This is a genomic window from Streptomyces sp. NPDC029836 (genome assembly GCF_055574495.1).
The window spans coordinates 152292-165758 of the sequence record NZ_JBVHZI010000005.1; the positions used below are offsets into that span (position 1 = coordinate 152292).

Consider the following 13467-nt stretch of genomic DNA (forward strand, 5'->3'; position numbering starts at 1 on the left):
CTGCGTGGTCAGGAGACCATCCTACATTGGATCTGTTCTAAAGTTGAGCTGAATCCGGGATCAGTCCGGAGGGGGTGGCTACGGCTGGCCGTAACCGTCCAGGAAGCTGCCGATCCGGGTCACCGCGTCCGCCAGGTCCTTCGCGTTCGGCAGCGTCACGATCCGGAAGTGGTCGGGCTCGGGCCAGTTGAAGCCCGTACCGTGCACGACCATGATCTTCTCGGCCCGGAGCAGGTCCAGGACCATCTGCCGGTCGTCCTTGATCTTGTAGACGGACGGGTCCAGCTTCGGGAACGCGTACAGCGCGCCCTTGGGCTTCACGCAGGTCACACCCGGGATCCGGGTGAGCAGGTCGTAGGCGACGTTGCGCTGTTCCAGGATCCGCCCGCCCGGCAGGACCAGGTCCTCGATCGACTGCCGGCCGCCGAGGGCGGTGGCCACGGCGTGCTGCGACGGCATGTTCGCGCACAGGCGCATGTTCGCGAGGATCGTGAGGCCCTCGATGTACGAGGACGCGTGCTTCTTGGGCCCGCAGACCGCCAGCCAGCCGGACCGGAAGCCGGCGACGCGGTAGTTCTTCGACAGCCCGTTGAAGGTGAGTGTGAGGAGGTCGGGCGCGATCGCGGCCGTGTTCGTGTGGGTGACGCCGTCGTAGAGGATCCGGTCGTAGATCTCGTCCGAGCAGACGACCAGGTCGTGGCGGCGCGCGATGTCCGTCAGCCCGCGCAGCATCTCGTCGTCGTAGACGGCGCCGGTCGGGTTGTTCGGATTGATGATCACGATCGCCCGGGTACGGTCGGTGATCTTGCGCTCGATGTCGGCGAGGTCGGGCATCCAGTCGGCCTGCTCGTCGCACCGGTAGTGCACGGCCGTACCGCCGGCCAGCGAGACGGAGGCGGTCCACAGCGGATAGTCCGGCGCGGGAACCAGCACCTCGTCGCCGTCGTCGAGCAGTGCCTGCATCGACATCTGGATCAGCTCGGAGACGCCGTTGCCGAGGTAGATGTCCTCGACGTCCAGCTCGATGCCCTTGGTCTGGTAGTGCTGCATGACCGCGCGGCGCGCGGAGAGCAGCCCCTTCGCGTCCCCGTAACCGTGGGCGGTGCCCAGGTTGCGGAGCATGTCCTCAAGGATCTCCGGCGGGCACTCGAACCCGAAGGCCGCGGGGTTGCCGGTGTTCAGCTTGAGGATGCGATGACCTGCCGCTTCGAGCCGCATCGCCTCTTCGAGGACGGGTCCGCGGATCTCGTAGCAGACATTGGCGAGTTTCGTTGACTGGATCACCTGCATGACGGGAGCTTACGGGGCCCCGCGCCACGCCGCTCGACCTTTCGAGCCGGATTCCCAGGAGGCAATTGTCCTGTTTCGCGCGATGGGAGGCCGCTGCCGCCGTCCCCCTTGGAATAGGCGACCGACCGCGGGTCCGGCCTGCGGAATGGAAGGAGGGGGGAGGAGGGTCGAGGCGGGGGTGTTGCGCTCGTCACCTTGGGGGTGGGGCGGGGGCTGCCCGGCTCGGCATGCGGGCACGCCTGAGGGCCTGCGGCCGGACCGCGGGCGCGGCCACGGGCCCTACCCGCCCGTCAGGGTGACCGGATCGACGTGGATTGCGGGTGGGCGGGCGCACGGGCCGGATCATCGCGGGGCGACCCTCCTGAGCAGGGGAAACGGGATGTGCGGGTGCGTGGGGGAAGGGGCTGCTCTAGCGTCGAATACAGGAGGGGGGAGTCCCGTCGAGCCGGATCCGGCACCTCCAGGTCCCGGGCCGCTCAACGATCCCGGAGAGCAGGTGCGTCCATGCGCACGTCCACCCGTATCGCAGGTGTCCTCAGCGGCCTGGCCCTCGCAGTCGGCGGCGTGGCCTTCACGGCCCCCGCCGCCCACGCGGACGTCACGGCCTGCATCAACCAGGTCGAGCGGGAGCTACAGGGCGGCGAGGCCCCCGACTCCATTCGTATGGCGTGTTACGTCGGCCTGACCGGCGACCACGCGAAGTGTGTGACCGACCTGACCGGCAGCCGCGTGACCAACGGAACCGCCGTGACCGCCTGCCGAGTGGCCGCCGACTAGGCGGCCCGTCACCCGTCAGCGCGTGCACGCACGGAGGGCGGCCCACGACGACCGTCGGACGCGGAACCGAGGAGGGGGAGGGGTCCCGGATCGAGCCGTTGATCACCGGTGAACTGTGCGCCCGCGCCATCGAGGTGACAGTTCATGACCATGACGCTTGACCTCAACCAGGCTTGAGGTCGGAGGATTTGGTCATGACCACGGAATCCACGTCGCAGGCGACGGACATCGAAGCCATTCACCGACTCGTCGCGACCGTCGAGCGCTCCCAGCGGAACAAGGACCCCGAGGAGTTCCTCTCCCTCTTCCACCCGGACGTGATCTGGACGACCGCGCACGGCAGGATCCTGCTCGGCTTCGACGCCGTCGCGGAGTTCACCCGCAAGGTCCTTCCCGAGGCGACCTGGGACGGGGAGGTCAGCTACGAGGTCGCCCACGTGCTGTTCATCCGGCCGGACGTGGCGGCCGTCAAGGTCAGTCAGATCTACCGGTCGCCGGCCGGGGAGACCAGGGGCGCCCCGCTGTACGTGGTCTCGAAGCAGGACGACGGCCGCTGGCTGCTGACCGCCTGCCAGAACACGGGTGTCGTCGCCGACTAGCCCCTCACGGCGGTGGTGGCGTTCATCGAGGCGGACAACGTAGGCCCCGGCCGAGGCGGGGCCCGAACGGGTGGTGGTGCGGAGCCACGCCGGGCCGGGCGGTGGAGACGGATCGATTCGCCGCCCCCGGAGCCTCCTAGGGTCGGGCCGCAGCACCACCCCTAGACCGCCTTCGGAAGGGATCCACCCCGTCATGAAGCTCCGCAACACCGTCGCCGCCGCCCTCGGCGCCTTCGCGCTGGTCCTCTCGCTGCCCGGGTCGTCCATGGCGGCCACGGGGGACTTCTCGTACAAGTACGTCACCGACCTCGGCCACGAGGAGCGGATCACCCTGCACGACCCGCACAGCGGCAAGTGCGTCAACCTCCACGCCGTCGGTGACGACGACGTACCCCCCGGCTACGGCCCGCACAACCGGACGGACACCCCGGTGACCGTGTTCTCCGGCGCGAGCTGCACGGGTCGGGAGTGGCGGCTGCGGGCGAACGGCAACCCGACGACCGACCAGCTGGAGGTCCGCTCGGTGCGCTTCGACGCGCCGGCCGCCTAGGGCCTCCGCAGGTCAGGGCGCCCGCCGTCGCCCTCGACGATCACCAGCGGGAGTTCGCGCGGCCATGCCGTGGCCTGGTGGTCGTCGAAGAGGGGCCACAGGGCCGTCATCGCCTCCCAGTACGTCTCCCGCTCCGCCCGGTTCGCCGTGCGCGCCCGGCCGGTGAGGCCGGTCGGGCCCACCTGGAGGCGGACCTCCGGCCGGGCGGTGAGGTTCTCGTACCAGGCGGGGTGGTGCGGCCCGCCCGAGCCGGCGGCCACCAGGAGGTGCCGGCCGGCGTCCTGACCGTAGATCAGCGGGGTGCGCACGGCCAGACCGGTGTGCCGGTCGACGGTGGTGAGCAGGAGGGTGGGGACGCCGTGCCAGAGGTGACCGTCCGCGCCTCCGCTGCTCACGTACGTGCGTACGTGGTCGAGCCGCGGTCCGGGGCGCGGGTCCGTGGGGTGGTCCCAGTCGACGGCGACGGTGACGCTGTTCATCTCTACTGACCTCCGTAGGGCGGCCCCCCGGACGGCTAACGAGCCTCCCTCGATTCTGGATGCGGCACACCCGTAGCGCATGCGCACAGGTCTGGACCAAGCTCGGACCATGGACCTGGAGCTGAGGCACCTCAAGATCGTCAGGGCCGTCGCCGACGCCGGGAGCCTGACCCGCGCCGCCACCGTGCTCGGGCTCGCGCAGCCCGCGCTGAGCGCGCAGCTCAAACGGATCGAACGGGCGCTGGGCGGGACGCTGTTCCTGCGCGGCCGGGACGGCGTACGGGCCACCGCGCTCGGGGAGCTGGTGCTGGAGCGGGCCCGGGTGGTGCTGCCCGCCGTGTGCGAGTTGCAGGAGGAGGCGGTGCGCTTCGCCCGGCAGGGCGCGGACGGATACCGGCTCGGCGGGACGCACGGGCCGCTGCTCGGCGGGCTCGTCGACCGGCTCGCCGGGCGGGAGCCCGGGGTGTCCGTGACGACGTACACGTCCTGGTCGGAGCGCGAGGTCGCGGCCGGGGTGGCCGCCGGGCGGTTGGACTTCGCCCTGGTCGGGGTGTGCGGGGAGAGCCCGCCGCCGGAGCCGGGGCGGCTCGCCTGGATGGAGGTGGCGCGGGACCCGGTGCACGTGATGCTGGCCGAGGACCACCCGCTGGCCCACCGGGCGGAGATCGAGCTGGCGGAGCTGGCCGCCGAGGCCTGGACCGACGTACCGGGCGACGGCTGTTTCGGGGACTGCTTCGCGGCGGCGTGCGTGCGCGCCGGGTTCACGCCGGCCTGCGTGTACGAGACGGACACCGCTTCGTGCGTGCACCTCGTCCAGGTGGGGCGGGCCGTGGGGCTGTGCCGGGCGACGTTCCCGGTGACCCCCGGGGTACTGGCCCGGCCGCTCGCCGGGAGCCCGCTGGTGTGGCGGCACCTGCTGGGTTGGCATCCGGCCGCGCCCACCGCCACCCGGGCCCCGGCGGTGCTGGAGCACGCCCGGGCCGCGCACGCCGACGCCCTGGCCCGGTCGGCCTCGGCCGTGGCCGGAGGCGCGGCGGTCGGGTCCCTTCAGGGGCTGGACGGGCCACACGGCATCGCAGAGGGTGACCAACGGGCCACGGCCCGGGGTGTGCACCCCGGGCCGGGACCCACAGCAGCGTCATCGGTCGCCCGCCGAGGCGGGGGCGGCTACGGCAGGTAGCGCTCGATGACCTGCGGACCCTCCTTCTCGATCATCAGGCGAGCCTTCTCGATCCGCTCCGGAGTCGGGTCGTGGCCGGTCGCCATCACGAGGTCCTCAGGGTCGTAGGGCCGCTCCCCGCCGGTGAAGAGCCGGTCCGACCGGGTGGGCTGCTGGTCCGATTCACTGTCCATCGCGTACCCCTTCCACTGCCCCCTGGCCCCCATCGTGCGGCGGCCGGGCCATGAACGCACCTCGGCCGGGCCATGAACGCACCTCGGCCGGGCCGTGAACGCGCCCCGGCCGCTCCCCGCAGGCGCCCCGGCGGCCCGTGCCGGTCGGCCATACCACCGGGGGAGGGGCCAACCGACGGCTCCCGTACGGCGGTTCGGATTCCTACGGTGTCGAGGACCCCCACCGAACCGAGGAGATCCCCCATGCTCAAGCGACACGCCCGCGCGGCGTGTACCGCCCTGGCCACCGCCGGGCTGCTACTGGCAGCCACCGGCGGAGCCACCGCCTCGGACGCGCCCCGACCGGCCGCCGCCTCGGCCGCCGAGACCCTGCGCACCGCCGACGCCCCACCCGAACTGCTCGCCGCCATGCAGCGCGACCTCGGCCTGACCCCCACCCGGGCCCGGACGCGGCTCGCCCACGAGGCCGAGGCCGGAGCCACCGCCGCCCGGCTGCGGGACCGGCTCGGCGCCGCCTTCGCCGGTGCCTGGCTGGACGGGGCCGACGCGGGCACCCTGACCGTCGCCACCACCCGCGCCGCCGACACCGCCGCGATCCGCGCGGCCGGCGCCGAGGCCCGGCTCGTCGGCCGGTCGCTGAGCGACCTGGACGCGGCGAAGTCGGCCCTGGACCGGGTCGCCACCGCCGAGACGCCGGTGCGCTACGTCGACACCCGCACCAACACCCTGGTCATCGAGGAGACCCGGCCGGGCGCCGCCGCCCGGCTGCTCGCCGCGACCGGGACCGACTCCGCCCTGGCCACGGTCGTCCGTACCGCCGAGGCGCCCCGCCCGCTGTACGACCTGCGGGGCGGCGACGCGTACTACATGAACGGCAGCGGCCGCTGCTCCGTCGGCTTCCCCGTCACCAAGGGCGCCACCCAGGGCTTCGCGACGGCGGGGCACTGCGGCCGGGCCGGCACCACCACCAGCGGTTCAACCAGGTCGCGCAGGGCTCCTTCCAGGCGTCCGTCTTCCCCGGCAACGACATGGCCTGGGTCGCCGCGAACGCCAACTGGACGTCGACCCCCTTCGTCAAGGGCAGCGGCGGGGCGAACGTGCAGGTCACCGGCTCGGTGCTGCAACCCGTCGGGTCCTCCGTGTGCCGTTCCGGCTCGACCACCGGCTGGCACTGCGGAACCGTCCAGCAGCACAACACGAGCGTCACCTACCCCGAGGGCACCATCTCGGGCGTGACCCGGACGACGGTCTGCGCCGAGCCCGGCGACTCCGGCGGCTCCTACATATCCGGCAGCCAGGCCCAGGGCGTCACCTCCGGCGGTTCCGGCAACTGCTCCAGCGGCGGAACCACCTTCTTCCAGCCGCTGAACCCGATCCTGTCCGCCTACGGGCTCACCCTGAGGACCACCGGCGGCGACCCGGGCCCCGGCCCCGGCCCCGGTGACCCCGAGCCCGGCGGCACCTGGAAGGCCGGCGGCGTCTACGCCACCGGCGCGACCGTCACCTACGGCGGCGCCACGTACCGCTGCCTCCAGGGCCACCAGGCCCAGACCGGCTGGGAGCCGCCCGCGGTCCCGGCCCTGTGGCAGCGGCTGTAGCCGCCGCGCGAGCCGCGTGACCAGGGGGCGCCGTGACGACCGAGGGGGGAGTCACGGCGCCCCCGCCGTTCGCCCGCCTCCCCTCCCGCGGCCCGTCAGAACGTGAGCAGCGCCGCCACCGAGACCAGCGCGCCGAAGGCGGTCAGCGCCCCGCAGATCGCCAGGTTCACCCGTCGGTGCTCCCAGAACACCGCGACGAACTCGCGCAGCGTGGCCGTCGGCAGGAAGTAGCGGGCGGTCGGCGCCCCCACGACCTGCCCGTTGACGCCGGCCTTGCGGGCCATCATCGCGGCCCGGAACGCGTGGAAGTTGTTGGTGACGACCACGCACCGGTAGCCGGGCGTCTGCGCCTCCATGATCTCCCGGCTGAACAGCATGTTCTCCTCGGTCGTGCGCGACCGGTCCTCCAGCCGTACGTGCTCGGCCGGCGCGCCCTGCGCGATCAGCCAGTCCGCCATCGCGCGGGCCTCGGAGACCTTCTCGTCGGAGCCCTTGCCGCCCGACACCAGCAGCACCGGCGGCCGGCCGCCCCGCGCCACCTGGGCGTCGTGGATCTGCTGTCCCTTGCGCAGCCGCGAGGCCAGCAGCGGCGGCACCCGGTCCCCGCCGATCAGGCCCGAGCCGAGCATCACCACGTGGTCGACGTCGCCGCGCACCTTGATCCGGCCGTAGAGGAAGGCGTACCCGACGAAGGACAGGAACACGAACGAGACGTACCCGACGACCAGGGCGAGGGTCGCGACCGCCCCGGTGAGGACCGCCGAGTCGGAGACCCCGACGAAGACCAGCAGCGCGATCATCGCGAAGATGCCGAGGCCGGCGAGCAGGGACAGCAGGTTGGGCAGGCGCGTGCCCTCCTTGCGGACCATCGTCACGCCGTTGGCGACGAGGAAACCCCCGGCGGCCACCAGGCCGAGGGTGGGCACGGACAGGACGAGCAGCAGGGCGGCGACCGCGAGCCAGCCGGGCAGGGCCGCGACTTGCAGCACCACGGCGAAGGAGAGCGCCACGCCCGTCAGCCCGAGCAGGACGGCGTTGCGAAAGCGGCGGCGGTCCCTCCGGGCGCTTATGCCGAAGGCGACGAAGAGGAGGGCGGCGAGGGCGAAGGCGACCATGGCGCCATCGTAGGTGTCAGACGGAGAAGGCCGTCCGGCGCACGGAACGCCCGGCCAGGACGTCCGTCCTGCGCCCGTCCCGGATGACGAAGCGTCCGTCGATCAGCACGTACGGGATACCGGTCGGCAGCGCCCGGGGCCGCTCGTACGTGGAGCCGGCGGCGACCGTGTCGGGGTCGAACAGGACGAGGTCGGCCCGGTATCCGACGCGGACCAGACCGCGGTCGGGCAACCGCAGCCGGGCCGCCGGCCGGCCGGAGAGGTGGGCGACGCACTCCTCCAGGCCGAGGACGCCGAGTTCGCGGACGTACCGGCCGAGGTAGTGCGGGAAGGTGCCCCAGGCCCGGGGGTGGGGCTTGGCGCCGCGCAGGATGCCGTCGGAGCCGCCGGTGTGGACGCGGTGGCGCATGATCGCGCGGACGTTGTCCTCGTGGCCGACGTGTTGGAGCACGGTCGGCGCCAGCCGGTCGCCGAGCAGCAGGGCGCGGGCGGTGTCCCAGCCGTCGAGGCGGGTGCCCACGTACCGGGCGAGGTCCGGGTCGCCGACTCCGGATATCTCGATCGTCGACCAGTCGACGGGGACGCCGTGGCAGCCGTCGGCGCCCTCGACCTCCAACGCGTGCCGGATCCGTTCTGCCTCGGCGTCGTCGCGCAGCCGGGCCAGGACGGCTTGTGGGCCGCCCTCGTTGGCCCAACCGGGCAGCAGCGCGACGAGGGTGGTGCAGCCGGGGGTGTACGGATAGGTGTCGAGGGTGATGTCGGCGCCCGCGTCGAGCGCCGCGTCCAGCAGGGCCAGGAGTTCGGGGGCCCGGCCCTCGTTCTCGCCGAAGTTCATGGTGGCGTGCGCGAGGTGGAGGGCGCAGCCGGCCCGCCGGGTGAGGTCGACCATCTCGGCGTAGGCGGCGAGGGCGCCGTGACCGTAACTGCGGTGGTGGGGGCAGTAGTAGCCGCCGTACCGGGCCACGACCCGGCACAGTTCGGTGAGTTCGGACCCGGAGGCGTACATTCCGGGGGTGTAGGTCAGGCCGGAGGACATGCCGACGGCGCCCTGTTCCAGGCCCTCGGCGACGAGCCGGCGCATCCGGTCCAGTTCGGCGGCGGTCGCGGGCCGGTCGTCCCAGCCCAGGGCGTACGCGCGGACGGTGCCCTGGGGGACGAGGTAGGCGGCGTTGACGGCGATGCCGGCCCCGCCGTGGGCCCGGTCGAGGCGGTCGAGGTAGCCGCCGACGGTGCGCCAGTCGAAGTCGACGTCGTCGCCGGGGCCGTTCCAGCCGGCGATGGCGGCCCGTACGGCGTCCAGGGTGCGCTCGTCGGCGGGCGCGTACGACAGGCCGTCCTGGCCCAGGACTTCGAGGGTGACGCCCTGGGCGGCCTTCGCCCGGTGGTCCGGGTCGCGGAGCAGCGCGAGGTCGCTGTGGGCGTGCATGTCGATGAAGCCGGGGGCCAGGACCAGGCCGTGGGCGTCGAGGGTGCGCCGGCCGCCGCCGGTGATCCGGCCGATGTCGACGACGCGGCCCTCGTGCACGGCGACGTCGGCGGTGTACGAGGGTCCGCCGGTGCCGTCGGCGACGCGGGCCCCCCGGATGACCAGGTCCACGGCCGGCGCCTAGAAGAAGGTGCGGACGTAGTCGGTGACGGTGCCGTCGGCCCGCACCACCGGGATCAGCGGCCACTTCTCGAAGATCGTGCACGGGTGGGACATGCCGAGCGCCACCCAGTCACCGACCTGGACGTCCTCGGCGGAGTCGGTCTCCAGCCAGGCGTGCTGGTCGGAGAGCTTGACGAGCCGGACCCCGGTCGCGGGCCGTTCCTCGCCGGTGAGGGCGTCGCGGACCAGTTCGGCCTCGGGGAGGCCGAGGTCGTAGGCGACGTCGCGCTTGCCCGCGTTGACGAAGGCCTGGCCGGCGGAGGGGCGGGAGACGACCTGGGTCCACAGCCGGAAGGCGGGGCGCAGGCCGCCCTCCTCGGGGATCCGGTTGAAGGGGGTCAGGCGGCCGTACCAGCCGTGGTCGTGGGAGACGTACGCGCCGGAGCGCAGCAGCTTCAGGACGGGCCGGGAGAGTGCGGGGAGTTCGGCGAAGACGTCGGCGACGGCGTCGAACCAGGCGGAGCCGCCGGCGCTGACGACGATCTCCTCCAGGTCGGGGGCGTACCGCCCGGCCTTGTCGAACTCGACGGCGAGAGCGGTGAGCCGGCGCAGGTAGGCGTGGACGCCCGCCGGGTCGGCGCCGGGCACCTCGGCCTCGTAGCCGGCGACGCCGACGAGGCGCAGGGTGTCCGTGGCGGCGACGGCGTCGGCCACGGCCCGGCAGTCCTCCTCGGTGCGGGCGCCGGTGCGGGCGCCCTCGCCGGCGCCGAGTTCGACGACGACGTCGATGACGGCCGGCTGCCCGGCCAGCGCCCGGTCCATGAGCCGGACGCCGCGCACGGAGTCGACGTAGCAGACGAAGCGGAAGGCGGGGTCGGCGGCGAGTTCGGCGGCGACCCAGCGCAGGGCGGCGGGGTCGACGAGCTCGTTGGCGAGGAAGATCCGCCCGATGCCGAAGGCGCGGTAGACGCGGGCCTGGTGCGGGACGGCGGCGGTGATGCCCCACGCGCCGTGTTCCAGCTGGCGCCGGAAGAGCTGCGGGGACATGCAGGTCTTGCCGTGCGGGGCGAAGGCGAGGTGGTGGCGCTTCGAGTATTCCCCGAGCGCGGTGAGGTTGTGTTCCAGCGCGTCCGCGTCGAGGGTGAGCACGGGCGTGGTGAACCCGCCCGTGTGCAGGTTGCGGGCCTCGGCGGCGAGGGCGCCGACGGTCAGGCCGGCGCGCTCGGCGTCCGGGGGGAGGCCCTTGAACCGGTGGTCGACCGGTTCGTCGGCGAGGGCCTGGACGGGATCGCTGGGCATGTGCGGGTGCCTCCCGGGCGTGTTGCGCGTACCGCAACGGGCGTTGCGTATGCCGCTGCATGCTGTCTAACATCCCGGATGACGGCGGGTCAACGGGCGGAGCCCGGTGCGGCGCCGGAACCCGCCGCCGCGCGGGCGGACGGAGGAGAGGACACGGCGTGAGCCAGTCGGTGGAGCGTGCCCTGCAGATCCTGCCGGCGCTCGCGAAGGGCCCGGCCGGGCTCGGGGACGTCGCCGACGGGCTCGGCGTCCACAAGAGCACCGCGCTGCGGCTGCTGCGGACCCTGCACGCGCACGGCTTCGTCTACCGGCAGCCGGACGGCCGCTACCGGCTCGGCGCCGGCCTGTTCGCGCTGGCCGCGGAGGCGGTGGAGAACCTGGACGTGCGCGAGGTCGCGCACCCGCACCTGGTCGAGCTGAACCGGCTCACCGGGCACACCGTCCACCTGGCGCTGCACCAGGACGACGAGGTCGTCTACATCGACAAGGTCGACAGCCGCTACCCGGTCCGGATGTACTCCCGCATCGGCAAGCCCGTCCCGCTGACCGTGGCCGCCGTCGCGAAGGTGATCCTGGCCGACCTGCCGGAGGCCGACCGGCGGAGCCTGGCCGCGCGCATCGAATACCCCCGCTACACCGCCCGCTCCACCCCGGACGCGGACGCCTTCCTGACCGAGCTGGCCCTGGTGCGCCGGCAGGGCTGGGCCGCCGACCTGGGCGGCCACGAGGAGGCGCTCAACTGCGTGGGCGCGCCCGTGCGCGGCCCGGGCGGGCGGGTCGTCGCCGCGATGTCCGTCTCGGCGCCCGGTGTGGTCGCGGGCCCCGACGAACTGCTCGAACTGCTGCCCCTGGTACGCCGCAGCGCCGACACCATCAGCCGGGAGTACTCCGGCTCCGAACCCAGCGAGGACGCCCCGTGACCGAGAAGACCGCCATCACCCCCGACACCCACACCGCGCCGCCCGCGAGGTTCTCGCACGGCGTGCGCAAGGGCAACCTCCTCCAGGTCGCCGGCCAGGTCGGCTTCCTGCCCGCGGTGGCGGGACAGGCGCCGACGCCGGCCGGGCCGACGCTGCGCGCGCAGACCCTGCAGACGCTGGAGAACGTCCGTTCCGTGCTGGAGGCGGGCGGCGCGACCTGGGACGACGCGATGATGATCCGCGTCTACCTGACCGACACCGCGCACTTCGCCGAGATGAACGAGATCTACAACGCCTACTTCGAGGAGCAGGGCCTCAAGGAGGCGCCGGCCGCCCGCACCACGGTCTACGTGGGCCTGCCCGCCGGGCTGCTGGTCGAGATCGACGCGCTGGCCGTCCTGGGCTGAGCGCGCCGAGGGGACGCCCCCTGGCGGCGGGGCGCCCCCTCGGGCCGTGCGGCCGGTGACCCGTCAGGTGCAGTACTGGGCTTCCTTGCCGATCGAGCGGTACATGCAGTCCGCGTTCTCCAGGATCTGGAGCACGGCCTCCTTGTTGCGGGAGGTCTCGCGGTCGATCACCTCGTCGGGCGGGTAGAAGCCGCCGCCGCCCGAGCTCGACGGGTACATCTCGAAGGTGTAGGCGAAGATCTTCTGGCTGCCCCACAGCCAGTCGTCGATCGTGCCGTCGGTGATGTACAGGTCGCTCGACTGCTCGGGCGTGTAGCCGTTGCTGGCCGCCATGCCGGTGCCGACCTTCTTGAAGGCGGCGAGGTCGTCGGCGGTCAGGCCGGGCGCGGTGTCGTTGTACGTCCAGCCGAAGGGCCACAGCACGAGCTGGCTGTAGGTGTGGAAGTCGATCGAGGCCTTGATCTGCTGCTTGCCGCCGACGACGCGGCTGCGCACGAAGTCGGAGACCACCTTCACCTCGGGGGCGGACTCGGCGGCCGGGCCCCGGTAGGTCTCGGAGCTCTTGCTGCTGCTGGAGCCGCCGCAGCAGCCCCACTTGTAGTTCCAGTTCCGGTTCTGGTCCGTGCCGACGTAGGAGGAGCCGGAGTTCGGCTGGCGGTTCTTGCGCCAGGAACGGTAGGAGCCGGAGGCGATGTCGTACTCGCCGCCGTCGGGGTTGAGGTCCGGCACGATCCAGATCTCGCGGTTGTTGACCGCGTTGGTGATCCGGGACTCCGTGCCGTACTTGGAGCCGAACTCCTTCAGCAGGTACAGGGCCATCTCGACGGTGAGGTGTTCGCGGGCGTGCTGGTGCGCGGTGAAGAGCACCTCGGGCTCGGCCTCGTCGGTGCCGACGTTGTCGCTGATCTTGATCGCGAACATGTCCCGGCCCTGGTACGACTTGCCGATGACCCGCTTGCTCATGATCCCGGGGTACTGGGCGATGCGCTGGTCGATCTCCGCGGTCGCCTCGGCGTAGTTGTGGTACTTCGAGTCGGCGGACGGGAAGTCCATGGCGCCGGACGCGATGCCGGGCTCGGAGCGGTCCGGGGGTCCGGGCAGCGCGGTCAGCTGGTAGCCGCGCTTGCGGAGGTCCTTGGCCTGCATGGTGTCGGCGCTGACGACGACGGTGTGGTCGTCCACCTCGTCGATCGACACCCCGGAGCTCAGCAGGGCGGTCCGGTCGGCGACGGTGGACGGCCCGTGGATCCGGTACTGGACGATGGACTCGTCCTGGGTGGCGGTGGACGGATTGGCGGGTTGGGCTGCCGTGGCGCTCAGGCCGTAGGCGGGTGCGCCGAGCGCGAGCGCCAGCAGGGCCGCCGTGACGGCGGCCCTCCGGCGGGTGTGGAGCCGCATGCGTTCTCCTGGGTCGGGAGTGTGGGGGTAGCCGTGCGGACGCGCACAGCGTGCTCTCACGGCATGTCCGGGTCAAGAACCTGCCGGGTGCGCC

Annotated in this window: 13 protein-coding genes and 1 pseudogene; 7 read left to right on the forward strand and 7 right to left on the reverse strand. The window is 72.8% G+C overall.

The window, feature by feature from the left end; translation table 11 throughout:
• Positions 1-78: 78 nt before the first annotated feature.
• Positions 79-1290, reverse strand: coding sequence for a pyridoxal phosphate-dependent aminotransferase (locus tag ACZ4XJ_RS17170; RefSeq protein ID WP_362881401.1), 1212 nt, complete (start codon positions 1288-1290; stop codon positions 79-81).
• A 504-nt stretch (positions 1291-1794) separates the two neighbouring features.
• Here ACZ4XJ_RS17170 and ACZ4XJ_RS17175 point away from each other — a divergent pair.
• The 3 genes from ACZ4XJ_RS17175 (at position 1795) to ACZ4XJ_RS17185 (ending at position 3216) form a co-directional block, all read left to right on the forward strand.
• Positions 1795-2067, forward strand: a complete 273-nt coding sequence (locus ACZ4XJ_RS17175) for a hypothetical protein (protein WP_362881399.1) — start codon at positions 1795-1797, stop codon at positions 2065-2067.
• Positions 2068-2261: 194 nt separating this feature from the next.
• Positions 2262-2666 (forward strand): SgcJ/EcaC family oxidoreductase, encoded by a 405-nt coding sequence (locus tag ACZ4XJ_RS17180; protein WP_362881398.1) that lies wholly within the window; start codon positions 2262-2264, stop codon positions 2664-2666.
• Positions 2667-2859: 193 nt separating this feature from the next.
• Positions 2860-3216 (forward strand): hypothetical protein, encoded by a 357-nt coding sequence (locus tag ACZ4XJ_RS17185; protein WP_362881396.1) that lies wholly within the window; start codon positions 2860-2862, stop codon positions 3214-3216.
• Here ACZ4XJ_RS17185 and ACZ4XJ_RS17190 read toward each other — a convergent pair.
• The gene (locus ACZ4XJ_RS17190; RefSeq protein ID WP_468496632.1) at positions 3213-3695 is read right to left on the reverse strand and encodes a nitroreductase/quinone reductase family protein; all 483 of its coding nucleotides are present in this window, start codon (positions 3693-3695) and stop codon (positions 3213-3215) included. The genes ACZ4XJ_RS17185 and ACZ4XJ_RS17190 overlap by 4 nt on opposite strands.
• A gap of 109 nt (positions 3696-3804) precedes the next feature.
• Between ACZ4XJ_RS17190 and ACZ4XJ_RS17195 the strand changes: the two genes are divergently transcribed.
• Entirely contained in the window at positions 3805-4875 is a 1071-nt protein-coding gene (locus ACZ4XJ_RS17195) for a LysR family transcriptional regulator (RefSeq protein ID WP_362881392.1), read from the forward strand.
• Here the strand turns inward: ACZ4XJ_RS17195 and ACZ4XJ_RS17200 are convergent.
• Complete coding sequence (locus ACZ4XJ_RS17200; protein ID WP_362881390.1) at positions 4863-5048, reverse strand: hypothetical protein; 186 nt, start codon at positions 5046-5048, stop codon at positions 4863-4865. The genes ACZ4XJ_RS17195 and ACZ4XJ_RS17200 overlap by 13 nt on opposite strands.
• Positions 5049-5291: 243 nt before the next feature.
• On the opposite strand from ACZ4XJ_RS17200, the pseudogene ACZ4XJ_RS17205 reads away from it, so the two are divergent.
• A pseudogene (locus tag ACZ4XJ_RS17205) lies at positions 5292-6646 on the forward strand (carbohydrate-binding protein).
• Positions 6647-6741: 95 nt separating this feature from the next.
• Here ACZ4XJ_RS17205 and ACZ4XJ_RS17210 read toward each other — a convergent pair.
• Genes ACZ4XJ_RS17210 through ACZ4XJ_RS17220 form a run of 3 tightly spaced genes read right to left on the reverse strand, consistent with a single transcriptional unit; the run spans position 6742 to position 10648 of the window.
• The gene (locus tag ACZ4XJ_RS17210) at positions 6742-7761 is read right to left on the reverse strand and encodes a YdcF family protein (RefSeq protein WP_468496633.1); all 1020 of its coding nucleotides are present in this window, start codon (positions 7759-7761) and stop codon (positions 6742-6744) included.
• A 16-nt stretch (positions 7762-7777) separates the two neighbouring features.
• Positions 7778-9358 carry an N-acyl-D-amino-acid deacylase family protein gene (locus ACZ4XJ_RS17215; RefSeq protein WP_362881385.1) on the reverse strand — a complete coding sequence of 527 codons (1581 nt, stop codon included), beginning with the start codon at positions 9356-9358 and terminating at the stop codon, positions 7778-7780.
• A 9-nt stretch (positions 9359-9367) separates the two neighbouring features.
• Positions 9368-10648: an alanine racemase gene (locus ACZ4XJ_RS17220; protein WP_362881383.1), complete on the reverse strand. Its 1281-nt coding sequence runs from the start codon at positions 10646-10648 to the stop codon at positions 9368-9370.
• Positions 10649-10806: 158 nt separating this feature from the next.
• Here ACZ4XJ_RS17220 and ACZ4XJ_RS17225 point away from each other — a divergent pair, with 158 nt between their 5' ends.
• A complete protein-coding gene (locus ACZ4XJ_RS17225; protein WP_362881382.1) occupies positions 10807-11568 on the forward strand; it encodes an IclR family transcriptional regulator in 762 nt (253 codons plus the stop codon).
• On the forward strand, positions 11565-11975 hold the full coding sequence (locus ACZ4XJ_RS17230) for a RidA family protein (RefSeq protein ID WP_362881380.1): 411 nt from the start codon (positions 11565-11567) through the stop codon (positions 11973-11975). Before ACZ4XJ_RS17225 ends, ACZ4XJ_RS17230 begins: the two co-directional genes overlap by 4 nt.
• Before the next feature lie 63 nt (positions 11976-12038).
• Here the strand turns inward: ACZ4XJ_RS17230 and ACZ4XJ_RS17235 are convergent, their stop codons facing one another.
• Entirely contained in the window at positions 12039-13373 is a 1335-nt protein-coding gene (locus ACZ4XJ_RS17235) for a M14 family metallopeptidase (protein WP_468496634.1), read from the reverse strand.
• Between the last annotated feature and the right edge of the window lie 94 nt (positions 13374-13467).

What these genes read in the sequence shown, in the direction of transcription:
- ACZ4XJ_RS17200 (WP_362881390.1), bottom strand. Translation starts at nt 5,048, where the DNA reads ATGGACAGTGAATCGGACCAGCAGCCCACCCGGTCGGACCGGCTCTTC.
- ACZ4XJ_RS17180 (WP_362881398.1), top strand. Translation starts at nt 2,262, where the DNA reads ATGACCACGGAATCCACGTCGCAGGCGACGGACATCGAAGCCATTCAC.
- ACZ4XJ_RS17170 (WP_362881401.1), bottom strand. Translation starts at nt 1,290, where the DNA reads ATGCAGGTGATCCAGTCAACGAAACTCGCCAATGTCTGCTACGAGATC.
- ACZ4XJ_RS17195 (WP_362881392.1), top strand. Translation starts at nt 3,805, where the DNA reads ATGGACCTGGAGCTGAGGCACCTCAAGATCGTCAGGGCCGTCGCCGAC.
- ACZ4XJ_RS17175 (WP_362881399.1), top strand. Translation starts at nt 1,795, where the DNA reads ATGCGCACGTCCACCCGTATCGCAGGTGTCCTCAGCGGCCTGGCCCTC.
- ACZ4XJ_RS17190 (WP_468496632.1), bottom strand. Translation starts at nt 3,695, where the DNA reads ATGAACAGCGTCACCGTCGCCGTCGACTGGGACCACCCCACGGACCCG.
- ACZ4XJ_RS17185 (WP_362881396.1), top strand. Translation starts at nt 2,860, where the DNA reads ATGAAGCTCCGCAACACCGTCGCCGCCGCCCTCGGCGCCTTCGCGCTG.
- ACZ4XJ_RS17235 (WP_468496634.1), bottom strand. Translation starts at nt 13,373, where the DNA reads ATGCGGCTCCACACCCGCCGGAGGGCCGCCGTCACGGCGGCCCTGCTG.
- ACZ4XJ_RS17220 (WP_362881383.1), bottom strand. Translation starts at nt 10,648, where the DNA reads ATGCCCAGCGATCCCGTCCAGGCCCTCGCCGACGAACCGGTCGACCAC.
- ACZ4XJ_RS17210 (WP_468496633.1), bottom strand. Translation starts at nt 7,761, where the DNA reads ATGGTCGCCTTCGCCCTCGCCGCCCTCCTCTTCGTCGCCTTCGGCATA.